Annotated in this window: 20 protein-coding genes, 1 pseudogene and 1 riboswitch; of the genes and pseudogenes, 15 read left to right on the top strand and 6 right to left on the bottom strand. The window is 52.0% G+C overall.

Annotated features, from left to right (window positions below; genetic code table 11):
- The first annotated feature begins 17 nt into the window (after window positions 1-17).
- From CO251_RS00500 to CO251_RS00510, 3 genes are read left to right on the top strand one after another with little or no spacing between them, the layout of a single operon-like run.
- The gene (locus CO251_RS00500) at window positions 18-1,118 is read left to right on the top strand and encodes a methyl-accepting chemotaxis protein (protein WP_242968144.1); all 1,101 of its coding nucleotides are present in this window, start codon (window positions 18-20) and stop codon (window positions 1,116-1,118) included.
- A gap of 36 nt (window positions 1,119-1,154) precedes the next feature.
- The gene (locus CO251_RS00505; protein ID WP_103373860.1) at window positions 1,155-1,607 is read left to right on the top strand and encodes a chemotaxis protein CheW; all 453 of its coding nucleotides are present in this window, start codon (window positions 1,155-1,157) and stop codon (window positions 1,605-1,607) included.
- 46 nt (window positions 1,608-1,653) lie between these two features.
- Window positions 1,654-4,383 carry a chemotaxis protein CheW gene (locus CO251_RS00510; protein ID WP_103373861.1) on the top strand — a complete coding sequence of 910 codons (2,730 nt, stop codon included), beginning with the start codon at window positions 1,654-1,656 and terminating at the stop codon, window positions 4,381-4,383.
- Between the two features lie 102 nt (window positions 4,384-4,485).
- On the opposite strand, the gene CO251_RS00515 is transcribed toward CO251_RS00510, so the two are convergent.
- Together CO251_RS00515 and CO251_RS00520 are read right to left on the bottom strand one after the other, a co-directional pair.
- Window positions 4,486-4,794, bottom strand: a complete 309-nt coding sequence (locus CO251_RS00515; RefSeq protein WP_103373862.1) for a nucleotidyltransferase domain-containing protein — start codon at window positions 4,792-4,794, stop codon at window positions 4,486-4,488.
- Entirely contained in the window at window positions 4,794-5,222 is a 429-nt protein-coding gene (locus CO251_RS00520) for a nucleotidyltransferase substrate binding protein (RefSeq protein ID WP_242968145.1), read from the bottom strand. Before CO251_RS00520 ends, CO251_RS00515 begins: the two co-directional genes overlap by 1 nt.
- 442 nt (window positions 5,223-5,664) lie before the next feature.
- Here CO251_RS00520 and CO251_RS17970 point away from each other — a divergent pair.
- The 6 genes and pseudogenes from CO251_RS17970 to CO251_RS00550 form a co-directional block, all read left to right on the top strand.
- Window positions 5,665-5,786 (top strand): annotated as a pseudogene (locus CO251_RS17970) (transposase); the annotation flags it as partial.
- 350 nt (window positions 5,787-6,136) lie between these two features.
- The gene (locus tag CO251_RS00525) at window positions 6,137-7,339 is read left to right on the top strand and encodes a CpaF family protein (protein ID WP_158246098.1); all 1,203 of its coding nucleotides are present in this window, start codon (window positions 6,137-6,139) and stop codon (window positions 7,337-7,339) included.
- Window positions 7,332-8,039: a type II secretion system F family protein gene (locus CO251_RS00530; RefSeq protein ID WP_103373865.1), complete on the top strand. Its 708-nt coding sequence runs from the start codon at window positions 7,332-7,334 to the stop codon at window positions 8,037-8,039. The genes CO251_RS00525 and CO251_RS00530 overlap by 8 nt, the downstream gene beginning before the upstream one ends.
- Window positions 8,036-8,698, top strand: a complete 663-nt coding sequence (locus CO251_RS00535) for a hypothetical protein (RefSeq protein ID WP_103373866.1) — start codon at window positions 8,036-8,038, stop codon at window positions 8,696-8,698. Before CO251_RS00530 ends, CO251_RS00535 begins: the two co-directional genes overlap by 4 nt.
- Before the next feature lie 455 nt (window positions 8,699-9,153).
- Window positions 9,154-10,047: a prenyltransferase gene (locus CO251_RS00545; protein ID WP_103373868.1), complete on the top strand. Its 894-nt coding sequence runs from the start codon at window positions 9,154-9,156 to the stop codon at window positions 10,045-10,047.
- Between the two features lie 83 nt (window positions 10,048-10,130).
- The gene (locus CO251_RS00550; protein ID WP_103373869.1) at window positions 10,131-11,057 is read left to right on the top strand and encodes a bifunctional 2-polyprenyl-6-hydroxyphenol methylase/3-demethylubiquinol 3-O-methyltransferase UbiG; all 927 of its coding nucleotides are present in this window, start codon (window positions 10,131-10,133) and stop codon (window positions 11,055-11,057) included.
- A gap of 49 nt (window positions 11,058-11,106) precedes the next feature.
- Here the strand turns inward: CO251_RS00550 and CO251_RS00555 are convergent, their stop codons facing one another.
- From CO251_RS00555 to CO251_RS00565, 3 genes are all read right to left on the bottom strand, one after another.
- Window positions 11,107-12,396, bottom strand: a complete 1,290-nt coding sequence (locus tag CO251_RS00555) for an O-acetylhomoserine aminocarboxypropyltransferase/cysteine synthase family protein (protein ID WP_103373870.1) — start codon at window positions 12,394-12,396, stop codon at window positions 11,107-11,109.
- A gap of 71 nt (window positions 12,397-12,467) precedes the next feature.
- Window positions 12,468-12,568: riboswitch (SAM riboswitch) on the bottom strand.
- A 56-nt stretch (window positions 12,569-12,624) separates the two neighbouring features.
- Window positions 12,625-13,287 (bottom strand): response regulator transcription factor, encoded by a 663-nt coding sequence (locus CO251_RS00560; RefSeq protein WP_103373871.1) that lies wholly within the window; start codon window positions 13,285-13,287, stop codon window positions 12,625-12,627.
- A gap of 39 nt (window positions 13,288-13,326) precedes the next feature.
- Window positions 13,327-14,694 carry a GAF domain-containing sensor histidine kinase gene (locus CO251_RS00565; RefSeq protein WP_103373872.1) on the bottom strand — a complete coding sequence of 456 codons (1,368 nt, stop codon included), beginning with the start codon at window positions 14,692-14,694 and terminating at the stop codon, window positions 13,327-13,329.
- Between the two features lie 132 nt (window positions 14,695-14,826).
- Between CO251_RS00565 and CO251_RS17880 the strand changes: the two genes are divergently transcribed.
- From CO251_RS17880 to kdpC, 5 genes are all read left to right on the top strand, one after another.
- Window positions 14,827-14,952: a hypothetical protein gene (locus CO251_RS17880; RefSeq protein WP_255398079.1), complete on the top strand. Its 126-nt coding sequence runs from the start codon at window positions 14,827-14,829 to the stop codon at window positions 14,950-14,952.
- 10 nt (window positions 14,953-14,962) lie between these two features.
- Window positions 14,963-15,043: a K(+)-transporting ATPase subunit F gene (gene kdpF, locus CO251_RS17975; RefSeq protein ID WP_369825220.1), complete on the top strand. Its 81-nt coding sequence runs from the start codon at window positions 14,963-14,965 to the stop codon at window positions 15,041-15,043.
- 46 nt (window positions 15,044-15,089) lie between these two features.
- Window positions 15,090-16,784 (top strand): potassium-transporting ATPase subunit KdpA, encoded by a 1,695-nt coding sequence (gene kdpA / locus CO251_RS00575; protein ID WP_103373874.1) that lies wholly within the window; start codon window positions 15,090-15,092, stop codon window positions 16,782-16,784.
- A 118-nt stretch (window positions 16,785-16,902) separates the two neighbouring features.
- Window positions 16,903-18,831, top strand: a complete 1,929-nt coding sequence (kdpB, locus tag CO251_RS00580; RefSeq protein WP_242968147.1) for a potassium-transporting ATPase subunit KdpB — start codon at window positions 16,903-16,905, stop codon at window positions 18,829-18,831.
- Window positions 18,832-18,844: 13 nt separating this feature from the next.
- A complete protein-coding gene (kdpC, locus tag CO251_RS00585; RefSeq protein WP_103373875.1) occupies window positions 18,845-19,423 on the top strand; it encodes a potassium-transporting ATPase subunit KdpC in 579 nt (192 codons plus the stop codon).
- 115 nt (window positions 19,424-19,538) lie between these two features.
- Here kdpC and CO251_RS00590 read toward each other — a convergent pair whose 3' ends face one another.
- Window positions 19,539-20,159, bottom strand: coding sequence for a rhodanese-like domain-containing protein (locus CO251_RS00590; protein ID WP_103373876.1), 621 nt, complete (start codon window positions 20,157-20,159; stop codon window positions 19,539-19,541).
- Window positions 20,160-20,743: 584 nt separating this feature from the next.
- Between CO251_RS00590 and CO251_RS00595 the strand changes: the two genes are divergently transcribed.
- On the top strand, window positions 20,744-21,575 hold an 832-nt coding region (locus tag CO251_RS00595), incomplete at its 3' end, for a transposase (RefSeq protein WP_146038938.1).

Genomic DNA, 21,575 nt, shown 5'->3' on the forward strand with positions numbered 1-21,575 from the left:
GGGGAGGTTATTTGAAGATGGAATCACCTATAAATTCTGAACGTCTGATGTCATTAAATGCACCGCTTGATGTCATTTGCCAACTTCTTCCCGGTTTGCACATGTCGTATATGGATGACACGCAGTTAATCGTGGTTGATCATGCGATGCGAATCTTAGCGGTTGTTCCCGGCAAGCAAATCGATTTGGGTTTAAAGATTGGGGAGGTGGCGCCTAGTGGAACGGTGAGTGAACGAGCCTTAAAGGCGGGACGGGTTCTCAAAGACGAGCGTGATGCGAGCGCGTTTGGGGTCCCCTATCAGTCGGTGGCGATCCCCATTATGCAAGATAATGAGGCGGTTGGGGTACTGGCGGTCGTCACCTCCACGCAAGCGCGCCAAGCCATGCAATTAGCTGAACAAGATTTATGGCAGCACGCCGAACATTTAGCTGCGACGGCGGAAGAAACGCATGCGGCGGTTACACATTTGAAGGAAACATTTGACATGTTGGCGCGCCAAGCCTCGGTGATCCAAGACGGGATGGCCTCCACGGAACAATTTACGGATGCGGGAAGCCAAACCATTCAGTCGCTAACCGTCCACACGGAAACCTTGGGGAGCACGATGAAGGGGGTGGGCAGTGCGCGCGAAGCTTTGGAAGGACAAGTGACGACAATTTCGCAATCGACCTCTTTGATTCAGGATATTGCGCGTCAAACCAATTTATTGGCGTTGAACGCAGCCATTGAAGCGGCCAGGGCGGGCGATGCGGGCCGAGGATTTGCGGTTGTGGCCGAGGAAGTGAAAAAGTTGTCAGAAGGGTCGCGTGATGCCACGCGTCACATTGAAGAGACGATTGCAGGCATTGGATCCCGCCTTGTTGAACTAAGCCAAGCTGTCGCTGCGGCGCAGACGGCTCAAGCCGCCGAACACGAGATGAGCCAAAAGGTTTCCGCAAATTTCTTAGATATTGGTGCGGCAGTACGTGAGACAGCGCAGGCATTGCATGCGATCCATGACCAGATTCAGGCCGCAACGAGTGCCATTGAACAACTCACGGCGGCTGCGGCATTGACAGCTGAGCAAGCAACGCAAGTATCAGGATTGGCCACGCGACTTCGTACGCAAGGGCAATAAATTCATGACGAAAAATTCCAGAGGAGGCGTTAGAGAGTGGAGGAGCAATTGTTGACCGTACGGGTGGGATCGTATTTGTTTGGGGCACCCGTCACAGCTGTGACAGAAATTCTTTCGAACCTTTCTGTCACCCACATCCCCCAGACTCCGGAGCTTATAGCAGGAGTCGCGGTGGTCAGAGGACAACCCTTAGAGGTGTGGACCTTAGGAGCGCCTTTGGGCTTGCCGCCAAAAGACGTGGGTTTGGCTTTACGTTGGGAATCCTCTCGGGGGGTATCGTTGGTAGCGGTTGATATGGTCGAGAGTTTATGGACCCCTGGGCCCCCTTTGTCCCGCGATTTGTGGGAAAACTTGATTCCTCAAGCAGCCGCTCCGTGGGTGGTTGGGGCATACCGGATGGAGTCGGAGTGGCTCTGGGCGTTTGCTCCGGATTTGCCTGATCGCTTGCAAGCATCGGTTTTGGGGTCGGGCCGAGTCGCCACGGGCTAAGGGATTGACCAAAGAGGGAACTATTTGAAAGAGGAGGCGGGCAATCATGCGGTTTTCAGAGATTCAGTGGGATTCTCCTGAAGAACGGGACTTATTTATGCAAGAAGCAACAGAATTGTTGGCATCGTTGGAAGAGGGGGCTTTGATGGCTTCACCGCCTCTTGATGCATTGTTTCGCGCGGCGCATACCCTGAAAGGGTCTGGAGGCATGGTCGGGCTTACCGATTGGGTAACCGCAGCGCATGACCTTGAGGACGCGTTAGACAAGGTTCGTCAAGGCGCTCGACAGTTTGATGAAGATCTGCAGAAAGAAACCTTGCATACTGTGGATGTGTTGCGGGCGGAATTGGCGGGCGCTGCACCGATGTCCTCCGGTGACGAGACGGTGGTTTGGGAACTGACATGGGACAAGAATGCGCCCATGCTGGGAGTCAGAGCGTACCAGGCTTGGCAATCCGTGTCAGCTGCTTTTCCTGGCACCCAAAGTGATCCGCCGGAAGCGGAGCTCTCTGGGTGGACCGGCACCACAAGTCGGCTGCGGGTGCCAAAATCTGCTGAGGCGAGCAAAGTCAGGGCATTACTTGCCGAGATCGACAATTTAGTCAGTGTGGACGTCGTGCGGGGACCTGAGGGGTCGGGCGAAGATGCCAAAGCGATTCCGGCCGTCAGCACGTCTGCCCCAGTGACCGGGTCGGCGCCTCGTGAAGGGACAATACGCATTGGTGCCGCGTCGTTGGAACGGATTTTAGAAGGTTTGGGCGAGCTGTTATTAGATCAAGGCCAACTCGAGCACCATTTTGGCGGCAGCGCTGATCAAGCGACGCGCAGTGTTTTAGACCATATGCGCCGCCGTGCCTTGGATTTACAAGACCTCACCTTGCGTGCGCGCATGTTGCCTTTGGATACATTGTTTCGGCAGTATCCTCGAGCCATTCACGATATGGCAAAACAATTAGACAAGAAAATTCGTTTGGAGACCCAAGGGGGCGAGACCGAGCTAGATCGATTGGTCATGGACCGTTTGCATGAACCCCTCTTGCATTTATTGCGTAATGCGTGTGACCACGGTATTGAATCCGGAGAGGTCCGCGTGGCCCACGGCAAGCCGGAAATGGGAACGGTGCGACTCGCTGCATACGCGGCCCAGGGTCATGTGCATGTAAGGGTCGAGGACGACGGTGGAGGGATTGAGTGGGACCGGTTGCGGGAAAAAGCGGTCCGCCAAGGGTGGATGAGTGCGGAAGAAGCGTTGCATGCGTCAACAGACCGGCTATCAGAGCTCTTATTCCGGCCAGGGGTGTCGACGGCCGAAAAAGTCACGGATCTCTCCGGCCGGGGAGTGGGCTTGGATGTCGTTAAAGCCTTTTTGGACGAAATTCACGGCACGATTACGGTGGAGAGTGACCTCCACAAGGGTACAGCGTTTCATCTAGAATTGCCCATGACGATGGCAATTATGACGGCCTTGATTGTTGATGCGGGGCCGTGGACGATAGGATTGCCGATCTTGACGGTTGAACGCATTGATGTGGCGCAACAAGCGGGGATTAGCACCGTATTAGGGCAGACCGCCGTTCCCGACGATGATGCGCCAATTCCTGTTTACTCCCTTGCGCAGTTGCTAGACCCGACAGCTGCCCATGAGGACACCTATCTCATCCGCGTTAAAGATGGCCGCACACAAGCCGCTTTAGCGGTGGATGAGGTGCGGGGGCAGCAGGAAGTGGTCGTCAAGCCGGTGGCGACACTTGCCTCGGTTACACCGTGGCTGAGTGGGGTCGCTTTATTGGGCGATGGGCGCTTAGCGCTCATGATAGACGTACGGCGTTTGGTTCCGAGTACGCGGACAGACCGGGAACGGGTTCATGATGACGGCATTTTACGGGCTGGCTCTAATCAAATGGAGCTCTTAGTATTTCAATTGAGTGATGGTCAGCGGTACGGCATCAATGTGTATAAAACGCGCGAAGTGTTGAGGGCGGCGGAGGTTACGCGGGTACCAGAACAACATGGCTGGCTGTATGGCTTCTTGCGATTGCGTGGACAAACGGTGCCAGTGGTGAGTCTGCACCGAGCCTTGGGACTCCCTGAGCCAGGGCCCGATGCAGTGATGCTGATGACCGAGTTTAATCAAAGTGTGCAGGCGTTTCCTGTCGATATGGTGGACCGAATGGTGCGCGTCAGCTGGGACCGGGTAGAACCATTGCCACCTGTTCTCGATACCGCTGTTAGTGGGCGGCGGCGCTTTACTGGACTTATCGATCATCCGGAACTAGGTCCTATTCAATTGATAGACTTTGAGCAGATTTTAGAGCAAGTGGCCCCGCCAGAATATCCACCGGTGAAGGCCGACATCCATAGTCCTATCACGGGAAAAACAGTCTGGTTAGCCGATGATTCGCGGGTTGCCTTAAATCAAGTGGAGAAGGCATTACATCCGCTAGGACTCCAAGTACGGACCTTTGCGGATGGAGAAGCGTTGTGGGAAGCAGTGGAAAAAGCCGAATCCTTGCCGGCCCTGTTTGTGCTTGACGTGGAGATGCCGCGTCTTGATGGATATACGTTGACACAGCGCTTGAAACATGAAGCGCGCACGCATGAGATTCCGATTTTATTGCATACCTCGTTGTCTGGGCACTGGCATGCTGACCGGGCTCAACAAGTTGAGGCCGATGCCATTGTGACGAAATTTGATCCGGCGATGCTTGCGCGTACGGTAGCGGGTTTGTTGTTGCCCGTTTCTGCGCACCATGAGAGCGTGCCTATGTTATCGTAACAGACGAGTGGCCTGGTGTAATCCGCGCGTTCCGCACATCGCGGAACGCGCCTCTTCTTGTTTTTGCGGATGGTCCTTAAAAGAGGCTGCCCCAAAAGTCTGTTAAGTAATTTTCTGATAAAAGACGCATCCACGCCGTTGAATATGTTCACGAACAGCCGGATCGCTAATATCGTGAAAAATAGAGAGATCCACGAGATAAGGGATCGAGGATTCATTGATTTCGTGCATGATCTGCAACAAGTCGTCGTGTGTCAGAGCATCTCCGATAAGGGTCAGATCAATATCCGACCCTTGTTTATAATTACCCTTAGCCCGCGACCCATAGATAATAACCTGATCAATGGCGGGATGTTGCTGAAAAATGGTATGGATTGTACGCACTGTAGTCTCGGACAAACCAAAAGGCATTACAGGTTCTCCTCCATTCGCAAGGATTCCATCCGACGTTCCAGCGTTTCGAATTGGGGCACGTAGTCTTGACGAATGGATTTCAGAATTCTTTGCGCCGTGTCCTCATCGTACGTATGCGATGTAAGATTGCGGCTTTCAATCATCGCCATCCATGTGTCGCCATCCGTAATGAGGCCCGTTTGAAAAGCTGCACGGGTTACATCACGAGACCCGTACAAATTTTGAACGCCACGACTTTCAAGAAAGTCCTTCAAAACTTTCCATGCCAACTCATGAGTAAACTCGAAGGCTTGAATCATGCCTTGTTCTTCGAGTTTCGACAGCGCTCGACTTTGAGCTAATGCATTGGCATCCCGCAACTGCGCTAAGGCTTGACTAAAGTGCATTAACCGCTGTATCCAGCGCACATCATCATCCGACATCATATACCCCCTAGTGGAACTCCGGCACTAAGAAATAAACCTTTTAGAATTCTTCCATAGATAGATACCACGATCTACACGCCACCCACCATTTTCGTTTTAAGTATAGGATGCAGGTATGTGGGAATGCAATTGTCGGGTTTGACCTGCCGACCGTCGCCTTCGAGTGGAAACCCAATGATGCGCTACGAGGCATCACCAATGGCGTATTGGCCGATTAGAAAAAACCGAATAGAATCAACAAAAGCTGTCGTCTTTGGTCACAATATTCCTTAAGGAAACATGTACCCAAGGAGGCGGTTTTGCTTGATGAAACATTCTTCTGTTGACCAGTCAGTCGTTGAACAAGTCACTTTACCCTTCACCGTCGAAGGGACTAGGGTGGGCTGCGCCGAACACGACAGACGCGGGGCGTGTGGCCCGAGAACCCCAGTTTAAACCGTGACAGATTAAAGAAAACCGCCGGTTCCGGCGATTTTTATTACGCGGATTGGGAAAAGTGAGAACCGAATGGGGATTTTGAGTATCGGCCATAATCTCCTGAAAAAGACCGCCATCCAAGGATAACCAGAAGGGTCATGGTGTTTCTTCCATGATGCACCTACGATGCACCCACAAAGAAGGAAGTTGAAAAGGGCATTGGGACGGCCCCATACTTAAAAGTAAAGAGCCGCTGACAAGCGGCTCTTTACGGAATCCGATCCCTCAACCAATTCCTCGGCACGGCCTCAATCCGTTTCCGTGCGTCCCTACGGTTTACATAATATATCGTTCTGACCATTGTGTCAAGAATTTTTCTGCGCCGGATGGGGTTGGATCAGCGGATGGCGAGTTCTTCGCATCTGAGCCTATATTGAACAGTATTTCTGTCATAAGTCTCCTTTATGCTAAGGATATTGCGAAAGGAGGCAAAAATCGTGGGAACGTATTCATGGAAACCTGAAGAATCGTTTGCATCGCTCTGGCCGCATGGGGCCGCCGAAGAACATACGCAAATGGGGCAACGTGTCGACCAATGGCAACAAGTGATACAAAATCGCTTTCCTGAGCTGTTGCGTCATTTAGTGTGGGACCGCGATCGTCTTAATCAGCTTGAGGAAGCTGTGGATCAAGTGATTGCGGATGACGGGTTAAATGTCGCGGCGGTGGCATTATATCGACGGTCCTTGTTAAATCGCTTGACGGGTTTGGGACCTCTTGACCAGTTGTTGACGGATGACCATGTCACCGAGATTATGGTGAATGGTCCACAGCAAATTTATTGTGAGCGGGATGGCCGCATTATGCTCGTCAATCAACAATTTGCCGACCCCGATGAGGTAACGTTGTTGGCGCAGCGCTTAGCCAGTCGGGCAGGACGCGTTCTCAATACGGAATCTCCTCTTTGTGATGCGCAGCTCGCGGATGGTTCACGCATTCATTGCGTGCTGCCGCCCGTGGCAGAAAAACCTACTATCACCATTCGCCGGGCTCGTGCTGAACCTCTGGTGCTAACGGACCTTATTGAGGCGGGCAGTTTGTCTCACGCATTATGGCAGGACTTGTCTCAATATATTGAGGAACGCCGCAATATTATTATTGCAGGTGGGGCTGGTTCTGGTAAGACGTCACTGTTAAGGTTGTTGGCCTCCCACATTGATCCAGCACAGCGCGTTGTCACTATCGAAGACGTGCGTGAGTTGAATTTAACGCATTCTCATACGGTCAGCCTTGAAGCCACTCGTGCGCATGATGTGCATACCTTACTGGTCAATGCGCTGCGTATGCGGCCGGATCGCATTATTGTTGGTGAGGTCCGGGGCGCGGAAGCCTTAGAACTTATCGAGGCGATGTCGACGGGACATTATGGAAGTCTTTCGACCGTGCATGCCCAATCGGGAGGCATGGCCACCGTCTTACGATTAGCGCGGATGTGCGCCAGAAATCAGCTAGGGATTCCTTTTGAGGAATTGCTTGGCCAAATTCAGGACACGCTTGACGTCATTGTGTATGTACGCAGAGGTCCCGATGGGGTTCGGCGCATTGAATCGGTGCAGCAACCAACACGTGAGGGGATGCATGTGCTGTGGGTCTATCGTCCCGACGCCGGGTTTGTCAAAGTAGGTGAACAAGATGGATAGTCTGGTGCTGCTCAGTGCCGGGATGCTGGGACTCGCCGTGTATGCCTGGCATGCCCGAAGAGTCTTTCGCGTAATTTTTCCACTCAGCCTTGCGTTATTATGGGTGCGCCCTCATGTGTTGACCTTGTCCGTATTGTTGGCTGCGGCAGGTTTCGAAGTGTTTTTAACAAGCCGACGCATGCGCGCGGGACGTGATCTTGCAGAACAGGAGACCGAAGTTTTTCTGCAACGGCTAAGCCGGACCTTAAGAAACCGGGGGAGTTTATCACAGGCATTGGATGATGTGGCGCGTAGTGACAGCCGCATCGTGCCGCATCCCGATCCCCACCGGGTGCTAATGGAATTACGTGAGCGGTGGCACACGGAAGCAATGTTGATTGTGAGCCTAGCTGCCGGTTTGTCGAATCGTTACGGAGGCTCCTTGGCACCGATTATCGACAATGTGATTCAACATATGGGCCGCGCGCGTCGTCAACGTTTTGGGCGGCGGCTCGAAGAAACGGCGTTGGAGTCAACGGTTATGGTTCTCGCTGTTGTGCCCTATGGTCTTTTGCTGATTTTTCGCATGGCGTTGCCTAGCTTCTATAATATTTTGACCCAGACTACGGCAGGGCATATGGTGATTGGCATGTTGGGTATGAGTACGGCGGGGGTCTTGATGGGGTTATCTTGGTACATCCGCAAGGAGGAATCCTCATGATCCTCGTGGCGGCCTTATGTAGTGGTTTGGCGATATATCTATGGACGGCCCACCAGGTGTCATGGAACGAGGCCGGCTGGATGAGTGTAGGGTTATGGCCCGCTTGGCTCATTCACCCTCAGATGAACACCGGACTGGCGCTAGGAGCTATGACGTTGGGGTTTGTCCTCTCTCGTCGCCCTTCACGTCCCCAGGGAACGGCCATACGCCGCAAACGCCGTCTATTAGTGCGGTTTTGGCGTATTGTTTCGTTTTTTCTTACCGCAGGCATGACGTTTTGGCAGGCCATCGATCAAGCGTTAGCGGTGGTGCCGGAGTTAGATGGCGCAATTCGGGAGTTGGTGCAAACCATGCTGCTCTCACGGTTTGACCTGTCGGCTATGGAGGTATTTCGCAGGGAATATCCGGGTCCCGAGTCCGATGTGATAGCCACCATGCTACTGCATGGTTATCACCACGGAATCGCCCCAGATGATGCCATGAAGCAAGCGAGCGAGATGGAAGAACAATTGTCCCTCGAAGAAGCCTTGCGCAGACAATCTCACCCCATGTTACTTACTATTCTTCCGGCATTGCTGTTGCTAAACGTTTTAGCCTTGTTTGGGGCTCCTATGGGCTTGTTAGCTCTGCATAGTTGGACTGTCGTAAGAGGAGGATAGCCAAAGCCCAATTTTAGTGCTCGCAAAGCCTTATCCGGTTTCCGGGGCCAAAATGCCTCCCGAGAACGCAAAGGGCCGGCATCAATGGGAAGGCAACGAGTATTTTCCTGCGGACACTTTTCTCACGAATGTGATCGTCACTCCCAAGATTTTAGCAACGTGGGCCGTGGTTCATAGGGTCTTCATGTCTACTTTATACACTAGCCGACTCATTAAAAAGCTATGATGCATCTTCCCTGCCTTGCACAGGAAATCGGTGTTGTGAACATCGACCTGGCGTCATAGATTACGGCATGGGACAGTAAGGCTACCGCATCTCATTCGGACCTCTGTGATCTCGACCATCTCTAGGAACCCGAATGGGATGCGGTGTTATTCAAACAAAATGTGCATGACATCCATCCTATGTACACCACACAATGGCCATTAACTTACCTAAAAGAAGGAGGCGGGTTATGAATTGGCGCGGTGCCTGGCAACTTTCTAGGCCATTGCCATTAGCAATATGGAGCATCCCCACCGTGCTCATGGGGTTTTTCTTGCAGCAAGGGGCCCATGTTCCCCATGTGGGCATATCTTTAGCCCTAGCCATGATAGGGGCCATGTTGTTGCAAGGTTTTGTCACGCATGGTCTAAACGATTTATATGACTGGGATTCGGGAACTGACCAGACGACTACAGGGATTATTTCCGGGGGATCTCGCGTCTTGGTACACGGGCTGTTGACCGCGCGTCAAATCTGGTGGTTGGTAGGCGCCGGTACTCTTGGATACATCGTAACGGCCATAGGTCTTATAGCACTGCGTGGCGATGGGGTGGGAATATGGGCGATCTTGGCGTTATTTGGGGCAGTGGCCTACAGTGTTCCGCCCGCACGGTGGTCGTATCGCCCTTTTGCGGGCGAGTGGGGAGCGCTTTTTCCAACCATGGTTTCGGGCGTTGTGTTAGGGGCCATGGCTAAAAATCCACAGCTGTCAAGCACGGTCTACATCGGCGCGGGTGTTTATGGCCTTTACTGTGTTGCGTCAGTGATGCAACATCATTTAACCGATATGGATGCCGATTGGCAGGCGCATCCTCCTAAACGCACGACACCGGCCTATTGGTGGCGTCAGAAGCACCGTTCTCCATTGGAGATTATCCTCGCTTATCAAGGATTGGGGATTATAGTCTGCTTGCTCGGCCTATATAGCGACCCTCGAATCTTTGGGGCTTGGGCAGGCATTTTCGCTGTCGCTATGCTGATTACGGCTCTCACGCCGTGGCACGATGATCCGTGGAGTTTGACACGGCGTGATGTCGCCTTGAAACTCTTGGCGATTATTGGCGTGATGAGTATCGCGCATTAAAAAGTTTAGGGCTAAGCACTTTATGATATCTCCCGCATAAGGTGGAAAACGCAACCCAATTAATCCTTGTGAGGTGTGTTTCCATGGATGCGGACTGGGCTTTGTTGGACCGGGATTTTTATGTGGATGCCGTGATGTATGCAGTGATCTTGTCAGGGCTATATCTTATGTTGGTTGAGGGCGCTGATAATGAAATGATAAGGGAGTTGGGGAGAAACAAAGGATTTCCGGCTTGTGAAATAGTGCATACATTGGCACAACTAGGGGTGGTGCGCTACAGTGGGCAACGGTGGCTGTGGTGCGGCGCACCCCCGGATCCCCGTCGTATCACGCGCATTGATGCGGTGAGGCGCTGGGTTCACTTGGTGCCTTTTTGTGAGGAAGCGCTGGCACCATGGAAGCATGCGGCGGATGATATGCGCCTTACCGACTCCGGTCAAGAGATGAATACCTTCCTTATCGCCAATATCAAACCCTCAACAGGAATGCGCTGGCTTGATATTGGCGGGGGTACGGGTGATTTGGCACGGCAGCTAAGCCAAATGGGGGTTGATGTGACGATGTTGGATACCCCTTCAGTTATTGCTCGGTGTCGCACAAGGTCCTTCTCATCAGTACGTTTAGTCGCAGGCGACGTTTTAGCGGGTTTGCCAACAGGGCCGTTTGATGTGGTGAGTGCAGTACGGTTTTTAGAAGAATTTTCAGCGACGCAGGTGCGGCAAATCTTTCATCATATGCGCAAGCAGTTGGCACCCAATGGAATCGTTTGTGTGATTTCTTCGGTGGATGATAATACCTTGTGGTCAAAATTGTTTGCTATAGAAGTGGCGAGTACGAGCCCAAAAGGACGGACATATAGTGTGCGTACGCTCGGGATTCTTGCAGCGCGGGAACATTTGGCCTTGATGCGCATGAAAACCCATGGCCCGTATACTCTCATAGTATTGAGGCGAATGACGCTGGCTGGGCGGCGTAAGGACCGTGACACCATGCAGTTAGTCGAATACTGACCCAAAAGGGGCCAGTGTGGGCGTTTTAGGTTCACACTGGCCACAATAGTTAGGCGTGAGTGGACGCGTTTAATGCTTGCTCCAAATCGGCCCACAGGTCGTGAGCATTCTCCAGCCCTACGGATAACCGAATGAGGTCACCCCCGGCGCCCGCTAGTTCTTGTTCTTGCGGACTTAACTGTTGATGGGTTGTCGATGCCGGGTGAATGGCCATAGACCGGGCATCGCCGACGTTGGCCACAATAATCCAGAGCTGCAAATGATTCATGACTTGCTCGGCTTGTGCGCGTCCACCTTTGACACCGAAATTGAGCATGGTACCAAAGAGGTTTTCCCGTAAATACTTGCGCGCGTTCAAATGGGCGGGGTCGGCTGGCAGGCCGGGATAATTGACCCAACTGACGAGGGGATGATGGGCTAGGCGGTCGGCAATGAATGCGGCAGACTGGCTTGCTTCTTTCATGCGCAATGCCAATGTTTCAAGCCCTAATAGAATCAAAAACGCATTGAAAGGGGCTAATGCGGCGCCTGTATCTCGCAGGGTTTTCACGCGCAAGCGTAGGGCATAGGAGCTGGGTTGTTCGCCGAACACAATGCCGTGGTAGCTTGCATCAGGCTCCGAATAGAGAGGGAATTTTGGTACATTGTAATTAAATCGGCCCGAGTCAATGACGATGCCGCCGAGTGAGGTGCCATGTCCGCCAATCCATTTCGTCAGTGAATGGATGACAATATCTGCCCCGTATGCGATGGGCTGCTCTAAATATGGAGTCGCAAAGGTATTATCCACGATAAGCGGCACGTGGTGACGATGCGCAAAATCTGCCCACGCGGCGATATCGGTCACATTGAGCCGAGGATTGCCAATTGACTCCACGAAGACACCGCGCGTGTGCTCGGTGATCAGGGCATCGGCCTCAGCAAGGTCGTTGTCGGCCACAAACCGGACAGTGATGCCGAAATCCTTAAGCGTGGAGGTAAAGAGTGTCCAGGTACCTCCATATAAAGACGTCGAGGCAATAATGTCATCACCCGCTCGACAGAGATTCAAAATGGCCGCCGTAATAGCTGCCATGCCTGATGAAAAGGCGACAGCCGCTTGGCCGCCTTCGAGCGCGGCTAGACGTTGTTCCAGAATATCGGTGGTGGGATTCATGATACGGGTATAAATATTGCCAGGTTCTTCAAGATTAAAGAGCCGGGCTGCGTGTTCGGAATCTTTAAAGGCATAACCTACCGTTTGATAAATCGGGGTCGCGACGGCCGATGTTGCCGCATCCGGTGTGTATCCACCCCGGACAGCCGTTGTTTCGAATTGCCAATGGTTTGGCTTTTCCATTAATTTAAAGCCTCCTTATCAAGGTGACGCATAAAAAAACACCAGTAAGAGCCGGCTCTTCTGGTGTCGGCCTCTCATTTCTCAGCAATATGCTGCAGGAATTGGCACCATAACCATCAAGGCCGGTTGCCGGGCATCATCGGGCCAGTCCCTCCGCCACTCTCCATAAGAGGTTTTCAATTGAATAACAGGATAAAGAATGTCAGGTATTTCGTCAATATGGATTAGTTAGTTTTCCTCATTGGTTTCGGGTGCATTATAGCGGGCAAAATGGGCAGCCGCTTCGGAACGCCTGGTATATCCTAATTTACTGAGAATGTTGCTGACATAATGCTTGACCGTTTTATCACTCAAGAAAATTAGTTGGCCAATCTCTTTGTTGGTTCGGCCTTGGGCAATGAGTTCGAGGACTTTCTTTTCCTGCGCAGTGAGCGTTTCCACGGCATCGGTAGTGACTTTAGGATTGCGAAGGCGCTCGAGCAACTGTGATGTGACTTCAGGGCCAAATAATGCGCCACCTTGAGCGACCGTGCGGATGCCGTCAATAACAGCGCGTCCGCGGGATTCCTTGAGGAGGTAGCCTGAAGCCCCGGCATTCACCGCGTCAACCACCAAATCTTGGCTCCCAAATGAGGTGAGCATAATAATGCGGAGATTGGGATCTTGATCTTTAAGCTTGCGGCAGACTTCCATGCCATTGATATCCGGCAAACGAACGTCTAGGACCACAACATCAACATTACCTGGAATATGGTCGATGGCCTCTTGGCCGCTTTCCCATTCTTGGGCCATAACCATATCGGGCTGGCGTTCAATCATATTGCGCAGACCAATGCGTACGACTTCATGATCATCGACAATAGCAACGCGTATCGGATTATCCTCGGGCATTGTTTGTGCCCTCCTTAAATAAAGAGTTCTTACCCCTCATTATAGCCAGGGGGCGGTAAGGGTGACAGTTGTACCTTCATGCAATCGACTTTGGATATCCACGTGCCCATGCCATCGCTCCATGCGCTTAGACATGTTCCGTACCCCGAAGTGCGTATGGGAGGCATCTGGCTGCGGAACAAAGCCCTCGCCGTCATCGATGATTTGCACTTGGTATGATTCCGCAGTGGAATGCCAATGCACCAATATGTGATGAGCATGGCCATGGCTACGCGCATTGGAGACGGCTTCTTGTATGCTTAACAGCAAATCGTGAATACGTTCGGGGTGTAAGTCCAAATACCGGGAATCATCAAATTCCATGGAAATGTCATCCATTGGCCCTTGGCGCCTAAGCATGTCCGTCAGGGCAATTTTAAAGTCAATGGATGTCGACTCGAGACTTTGGATAAAGAACCGAATGTCGGTCATGAGAAGGCTTAACGTTTCGCTGATGCGCATGAGCTCTTTAATCGCAAACGGATCTAGTGTCTCGACGGAGTCTACAAGGTTATCAATGGACAGAGTCGTGCCGTAAAGCGTCTGCAATACGCCATCATGAAGATCTCGGCCAATGCGTTCGCGTTCTTTTAACGTCGCAAATGATTCACGGTCTTGATAAAAGCGGGCATTGGCAATGACCGCTGCGGCTTGTCGGGCAAATAGTTCGACCATGGATTGATCGTCTGCTGTAAAGCCTCCGGCTTTTTCCGTAAGGTATAAATGGCCCATGACTTGATTTTGATAGAGTAAAGGGAGACCTAAAAAGCTTTCCATTTTGGGGTGATGTGGCGGAAATCCAACGGATGCTGGATGGTCTTGCAGGCGCTGCAGGCGAATCGGACGACGCGTGCGAATCACTTCGCCCAGTAGTCCACGCCCCGTCGGATAAGGGCCCATTGCTGCCACTTCTTCGGCACTTAAACCAGATGTGAAGAATTGGCTGATTGTATAGGCGTCGTCGTCTTCCAGTACTGCGAGCGCGGCGTATCTGGCCCCTGTGAGCTTGCGCGCAACATCTACCACATTTTGGACAATATCATGCCAGTCTCCCACCGTGGTCATGGCGTACGAGGCTTCACGCAACGCGGTGAGTCCGTCACGTTGTCGTTCTAAGCGCTGATTGGCTAGTGTGACCGCCTTTTGTTGTTGCGATAGGATGCCAAAAACAAAATAGGAGAAGAAGCCTGTACCAATCACTAAGATAATAGCTAGAGAAAAATCGTGCGATCCACGCGGCAGATAAGGGGCGACCAGATAATGAAATAAGACAATGGTCACGCTGACTCCTGCCATGGCCATCAGTGTTGCAATCCATCGCCATGGTTTTGCGGACGTCCGTTCTGCGGGGTCGGCTGTTGGGGGCATTTTCAACCTCTTTAGCTTAATTATGAATGTATATTGACTATAGCACGAAATGGGCGCACTGTCTTTTTATGCGGTTTTTATCGGGGCAAGGAAAATTTTTACGGATTTATTCGCAGCAGGCTTGATATACTAGTGTCGTTTGTTACACCCATGTATGGAAGGAGTCACCATATGGCAGACGTGGAAATGGTGGTTTTGACTTTGCTGCTATATGCCGCCATGGTGGCATTGCTTCATTTTCTCGAGCAGTTGTCATAAGGGGGATTTTATGGACTGGTTCTTATTGGCGCTATCCGTTCTTGTGATGGTCTATCTCGTGTATGTTATTGTACATCCAGAAAAATTTTAATACGGGAGTTTGACGTATCCGGGACATTTTTAAGGGGGGACAATGTGTGTCGACACAAACGGTGATAACGTGGATAGTGGTTATCGCGGTTTTTGCCTTTACCGTGAAGCCACTGGGCACGTATATTGCCAAAGTCTTCACGTTTCAGCCTACGCTACTTGATAAACCCCTGACTCCCATTGAAAATACGATATTTCGCGCGATGGGCGTGACGCGTCAGAGTGCCATGACGGTCAAACAATATGGGCTGGCGTTGATTTTCACGAATGTTGTGTGGATGTTAGGGGCCTATTTTCTATTGCGCGTGCAAGGAATAATGCCCTTTAATCCCCAGCATTTGAAAGGAATTAATCCCGAATTGGCTTTTAATACGGCGGCCAGTTTCGTTACGAATACGAATTGGCAGGCGTATTCTGGGGAATTAACGATGTCCTATTTTTCACAGTTTGCCGTTTTATCCTATTTACAATTTGTAACGCCGGCTACCGCCGTGGCGGCCGCTATCGCATTTTTGCGCATGCTGTCCGGAAAGAAGATGGGCAATTTCTTTGTGGACGTGACCTTGGTCGTAACTCGCTTATTGCTGCCAATGGCCATCGTTGTTGCTCTTGTTCTGGTCGGGCAGGGGGTGCCCCAATCGTTGGGGCCGTATCTTCACCTACATACCATTACGGGACAGACGCAGACCGTGCCTCAAGGGCCAATAGCCACGTGGGAAGCCATAGAGCACCTAGGGCAAAATGGGGGCGGGTTTACGAACGCCAATAGCGCCAACCCGTTAGAAAACCCCACGGCGTTTTCTAACCTGATCGAAACGATTTCGATGGGACTCTTGCCCGTTGCCCTTTTTTATACGTTTGGAGTGATGACCGGGAGAAAACGATTGGCATGGACGCTCATTGGTGTGGCCGGGGTGTTTTATCTGGTTATGCTCGCATTGCTGTATTTTCCGGAAATGGCTGGAAACCCGATTATCAATGCGCTAGGCCTGCATGGCCACGCGAACATGGTGGGTAAGGAAATGCGGTTTGGCATGGGCGGCACATCGATTTTTGAAACATCGACGATGGCGTTTTCGACCGGTTCCGTGGCGAGTGCGCACGATAGTTATTTACCGTTATCGTCGTTATCGTTTTTCCTCGGCATGTTTTTGAACATGGTCTTTGGTGCCTCTGGTTCTGGACTTTTGAATATGGTGATGTTCGTCATTATTACGATCTTTTTAATGGGACTCATGGTCGGGCGGACCCCGGAGTTCTTGGGCAAGAAAATTGAAGCGCGGGAGGTGTCTTTGGCCTCCATCGCCTTTTTAATGCACCCGCTTTTAATATTAGTGGGGACGGCCATCGCTGTGGCTAGTCCTATAGGACTGGCGGGAATTTTGAATCCGGGGCCGCATGGTTTGTCCGAAATTCTCTACGCTTTTAGTTCAGCGGCGGCGAATAACGGGTCAGCGTTTGCAGGTCTTAATGCTGGGCTGCCATTTTATGAAGTGGCCATCGGTGTTGTGATGATTCTCGGCCGTTACGCGTCCATTTTAGTCATGCTGTTGGTGGGAGCATCTTTGGCAAGAAAACGCGCTGTGCCTGAGACATCTGGCACAATGCATACCGACACCGTGCTGTTTGGCGGCATTTTACTGGGGGCCATTGTGGTCTTAAATGCGTTGACCTTTTTCCCGGTGATGGCTTTGGGGCCTTTGGCCGAACAGTACTTAATGATGGCACACCACCTTTTTTAACGGATGACTGGATGAGAAAGGAGTCTGAAGCCCGTTGGCAGCACAAGAAATTGCAGGACAGCGAAGCTATACAGCGAGCATTCTCAAGGCGACCATCCGCAAACTGGATCCGCGGGAAATGATTCACAATCCGGTGATGTTTGTCGTGGAATTGGGAACGGCTGTCGTGGTTTGGCTAACATTGATTCAAAAAGGTGCGGCCGACCGTAATTACGATCTTCTGGTGGCAATTATTTTGTTTCTAACCATTCTTTTTGCCAACTTTGCGGAAGCCTTTGCTGAGGCCAGAGGGCGTGCCCAAGCCGATTTTCTTCGGCGTACTAAGTCCTCGACACGTGCGAAGCTCTTATTGCCAGATGGAACGACGTCATGGGTTGATGCACCCCAACTTACTAAGGGCGCTAAGGTGCTTGTAGAAGCAGGGGACGTCATTCCGGGCGATGGCGTAGTCATTGAAGGCGTGGGTTCTGTTGATGAATCCGCTATCACCGGCGAATCGGCTCCTGTGGTTAAGGCGGCGGATGATGGCGTGACAGGCGGGACGGTGTTGTTGTCTGATCACTTGGTGATAGAAATTACCGTTAATGCTGGAGAGACGTTCTTAGACCGGATGATCGCGTTGGTGGAGGGCGCAGAACGGCAGAAAACACCCAATGAGATAGCGCTCTCGGCTCTTTTAGGGGTGCTCACGCTGATTTTTGTTCTCGTCGTGGTGACTCTCGTGCCCATTGCGCGTTATTTTGGACCGCATGCCGCCAATATTACCACGATGGTAGCCCTTTTAGTGTGTTTGATTCCCACGACGATTGGCGCTTTATTATCAGCCATTGGGATTGCAGGTATGAACCGTGTCTCATTGGTCAACGTCGTTGCGAAAAGTGGTCGGGCGGTGGAAGCAGCCGGAGATATTGACACTATTATTTTAGATAAAACGGGAACCATTACGATCGGCAACCGCATGGCCACAGAATTTTTACCCGTACCCGGAGTTACGCAAGAAGAACTGGCGGAAGCCTCTCTCATATCCTCCTTAGCGGACACCACCCCCGAAGGACGATCGGTGGTGGAATTAGCCCAAGACATCCTGCACATCAAAGAGCTTCCACAGTATGAAGGGGAAGCCGTGCCATTTTCGGCACATACGCGCATGAGTGGCATTGATTTGGCGGATGGGAGGAAAATTCGTAAAGGCGCGGTGAGTGCCATTCGCGATATTGTAGAGGATCCTCCTGCGGAATTAGAGCAAAACGCTGAACGTGTGGCGAAAGATGGGGGCACGCCGTTGGCTGTGGAGATGGATGGCAGGGCGCTTGGGATCATTCGTCTGAAAGACATTGTCAAATCGGGGCTCAAGGAGCGGTTTAATGATTTTCGGGCCATGGGCATTCGGACCGTTATGGCTACGGGCGACAATAAGATTACAGCAGCGGTCATTGCGCAAGAGGCGGGTGTTGATGATTTCATCGCAGAGGCCAAACCCGAAGATAAAATTGCGTTGATTAAAAAGGAACAGAGTCAGGGAAAATTAGTGGCGATGACGGGAGACGGCACCAATGATGCTCCAGCCTTGGCGCAAGCGGATGTCGGGCTGGCAATGAATAGCGGAACGATGGCGGCCAAAGAAGCCGGGAATATGATTGACTTAGACTCCAACCCTACCAAGCTGTTAGATGTGGTGATGGTGGGGAAACAACTTCTCATTACGCGCGGAGCGCTTACGACCTTTTCGATTTCTAATGATATCGCCAAATACTTTGCGATCATTCCCGCGATGTTTGCGGCCGTGCCGGAATTGTCGGGACTGAAGGCGCTCAACATCATGGGGCTCAAAACACCCCATGGGGCTATTTTGTCTGCGCTCATTTTTAATGCACTCATTATCCCTGCGCTTATTCCTTTTGCGATTCGCGGCGTGAAATACCGGGCGGAAAGTGCGGATGCGATGCTGGCGCGAAATATTTTTAATTGGGGTGTTTTGGGGGTAATTATTCCGTTTATTGCGATCTGGGGCATTGACCACATCTTAGGTCTTTTTGGTTTGGCATAGAGGGAGGAAGCCTATGAAGTTTTTACGGCCCATCATTGTCTTGACGGTATCAACTTGGTTATTGGTCGGTGTCGCCTATCCACTGGTCATGACTGGGATTAGTCAAGTGGTGTTTCCGTGGCAAGCCAACGGTAGTCCCGTGCGTATAGGAACGACCGTTGTGGCGTCCCGTCATGTCGGACAATATTTTGACGAGAATCAATATTTTTGGGGGCGACCGTCTGCGACTATTCCTCCGTATAATCCAGACGCCTCAACAGCGAGCAATTTGGGCCCCACCAATCGGCTGTTGATAAGCCATATTGTGCAACGCATTCATACGCTGAAGGCCACGATTCCTGGCCTTCGTACCAATCAGATTCCGGCAAGTTTGGTCGAAAGCTCAGGGTCTGGGCTTGATCCGGACATCTCGGTGCAGGCAGCTCTGATTCAAATTCCTCGAGTGGCCAAGGCTACCGGTTTAAGCCCTGCCGTGTTGAAACATCTTGTCGATAGCCAGATTCTAGGTCCGCAATTTGGTATTTTTGGCGTTCAGCGCCTCAATGTCGTCCAACTTAACCTCGCGCTGTATAAACTGGTGCACCGGGGTTAAGGGTGACAAAATGGGAAGGCTTCTGACGACTAGAACATTGCTCCGAATAACACACCAGCCATCCATAATAAGGATGGCTGGTGTGTTATCGATGGCAAGATTACTGACAGCGTTTTTAGCCACGTTCCATAGGGTGGCGTTTGCCAGCCCATAACGACATGCCGCCCACGACATTGGATACATCATAACCAAGTTGCGACATCCACGCCGCTACGGAAGAACTGCGTCCACCCGATGCACATACAATGGCGTACGCTTTGTCTTTTTCCAATTCATTAATCCGGCTTTGCAATTGGCCCATGGGAATGTGCAGAGCCCCGGGGATCTTTCCACTACGCAATTCGTAGGCTTCACGTACATCAATGACGACATAATCCCCAAGGCTCTTGGCGAGCTCATCAGGTGTGAGGTCTTTGACACGCTCAACCGGAAGTTTTTCCTTTTCCCACGCGATTAAACCATGGCCGAATTTGAAGACGACGGACAATCCTTCATCCTCTAGACTTTGCGCGGCTGCATCGACAGTCGCGGTGTCATTGCCAAAAAGACCAATCGGGGGCGTTTGACCGTTTAACGCGCGCTTGACGTCACGTCCCCAGTTGCGACGATGATAGGGGAAATTGTAGGTCCCTGCAGGGTGACCTTTGGAATAGATGTCCGGAGGATTAATGTCTAGAAATAGTGCTACCCCCCGTCCCACTTCCGACACAAATTCCTCCGCCGTGATTTCTGCCATGTTATGCATCTCCTTCTCCATGGTGCGGAATTGGGTTTTGGGTTGTTACGGATCAAACCGGTCGCACAGCCCGATTGAACCCTTATACCATATAGGGTATATTGTGGCGATTTTCTATCAGTTGTCAACTACACTTGAGTATAAAACAGCTTCACTTAATAGCTAAGAACGAAGGTGTCCCCTTAAGTAATGACTTCACACGTGTTAAAATAAGACCTCAGTTGATAACGAGATTAATAGCCCTTGTCATAAGGATTAGGTTGTTAAGGCCAGAATATGCAGTAGGTCTAATCCACAGGCATGAACCAGACATCTTTTATCGGACACAGCGTTATAATCCGAAGCGGTGGGGTGCCAAAAAGAGGAAAGCGGTTGACCTAGTCGGTCAGGGGCCGCAGAATTTTACGAGAATCCGAGTGGTATAGTCTGGTTCATCAAAATACCGCGCGGCAGAGACCTCGGCCTTCAGGCCGGGGAGGAGCCGCGTCAGAGAAACCCTCCCTTCTTCCCATGTTGTGGTCTCACTAACATTGCGATATGATAGGTCTCATGAATGTTGGGGGGCGTCTGCGACGGTACTGACCTTGACCGCGAAAGTGCCATGGTATTCGAACCCGGATCAGGTGACGTTGCTCCAGCAGACCGTCGAGGCTTACCGTCAGGGCTGCAACTGGGTCTCCGGGGTCGTCGATACCACGCACGGCCTTCAGCAAGCCGCTCTCCACACCGAGACCTACCGGCCCTTGCGGGCGCAGTTTGGCTTGCGATCCCAAATGGCGCAATCGGTGATCAAAACCGTGATTGCCCCCTGGACTCGGGTGCGGTTCACCAAACCGGCCTTCGATCTCGTCTGGAATCGCGACGATTCCTTGAAGGCCGGCGCATTCTCTCTCAATACGCTGGCGGGCCGCGTGCCGATCCCCTTCGCCCGGCAGGGCATGGAACGCTTCTTCGACGGGACCTGGCAGTGTGGCACGGCACATCTTGTGCACCGCCATGGTCGCTGGTTTCTCCCTGTACCGATGACGAAAGACGTGGCCGAGACCGATTGGGCGGAGATTCGTCAGGTGGTCGGGCTCGACTTCGGCATCAACTTCCTGGTGACGGCCTACGATTCCCAGGGGCAGACTACCTTTTTCCCCGGCCGCGCCGTCAAAGCGCGGCGTGCTCACTTCAAGCTCCTTCGACAGACCCTGCAACGGCGGCAGACGCCGTCCGCCCGCCGGCGCCTGAAACGCTTAGGACAACGAGAAAACCGTTGGATGACCGATGTGAACCATCGGGTCAGTAAGGCACTCGTGGTCCGCTATGGGGTTCAGACGCTATTCGTCCTGGAGGATCTGACGGGGATGCGGGGGGCCACGGAGCGGGTCCGGCGACGGGATCGGTATACGTCCGTGTCGTGGGCCTTTTACC

It is taken from the genome of Sulfobacillus sp. hq2, from assembly GCF_002903155.1.
Taxonomy (GTDB): domain Bacteria; phylum Bacillota; class Sulfobacillia; order Sulfobacillales; family Sulfobacillaceae; genus Sulfobacillus; species Sulfobacillus thermotolerans.

Bases quoted from the DNA above. Each gene is read 5' to 3' on its own strand.
- kdpC (WP_103373875.1), top strand. From the start codon at position 18,845: ATGAAGTTTTTACGGCCCATCATTGTCTTGACGGTATCAACTTGGTTA.
- CO251_RS00510 (WP_103373861.1), top strand. From the start codon at position 1,654: ATGCGGTTTTCAGAGATTCAGTGGGATTCTCCTGAAGAACGGGACTTA.
- CO251_RS00565 (WP_103373872.1), bottom strand. From the start codon at position 14,694: ATGCCCCCAACAGCCGACCCCGCAGAACGGACGTCCGCAAAACCATGG.
- kdpF (WP_369825220.1), top strand. From the start codon at position 14,963: ATGGACTGGTTCTTATTGGCGCTATCCGTTCTTGTGATGGTCTATCTC.
- CO251_RS00500 (WP_242968144.1), top strand. From the start codon at position 18: ATGGAATCACCTATAAATTCTGAACGTCTGATGTCATTAAATGCACCG.
- CO251_RS00550 (WP_103373869.1), top strand. From the start codon at position 10,131: ATGGATGCGGACTGGGCTTTGTTGGACCGGGATTTTTATGTGGATGCC.
- CO251_RS00545 (WP_103373868.1), top strand. From the start codon at position 9,154: ATGAATTGGCGCGGTGCCTGGCAACTTTCTAGGCCATTGCCATTAGCA.
- CO251_RS00520 (WP_242968145.1), bottom strand. From the start codon at position 5,222: ATGATGTCGGATGATGATGTGCGCTGGATACAGCGGTTAATGCACTTT.
- CO251_RS00555 (WP_103373870.1), bottom strand. From the start codon at position 12,396: ATGGAAAAGCCAAACCATTGGCAATTCGAAACAACGGCTGTCCGGGGT.
- kdpB (WP_242968147.1), top strand. From the start codon at position 16,903: ATGATTCACAATCCGGTGATGTTTGTCGTGGAATTGGGAACGGCTGTC.
- CO251_RS00560 (WP_103373871.1), bottom strand. From the start codon at position 13,287: ATGCCCGAGGATAATCCGATACGCGTTGCTATTGTCGATGATCATGAA.
- CO251_RS00590 (WP_103373876.1), bottom strand. From the start codon at position 20,159: ATGGCAGAAATCACGGCGGAGGAATTTGTGTCGGAAGTGGGACGGGGG.
- CO251_RS00530 (WP_103373865.1), top strand. From the start codon at position 7,332: ATGGATAGTCTGGTGCTGCTCAGTGCCGGGATGCTGGGACTCGCCGTG.
- CO251_RS00535 (WP_103373866.1), top strand. From the start codon at position 8,036: ATGATCCTCGTGGCGGCCTTATGTAGTGGTTTGGCGATATATCTATGG.
- CO251_RS00515 (WP_103373862.1), bottom strand. From the start codon at position 4,794: ATGCCTTTTGGTTTGTCCGAGACTACAGTGCGTACAATCCATACCATT.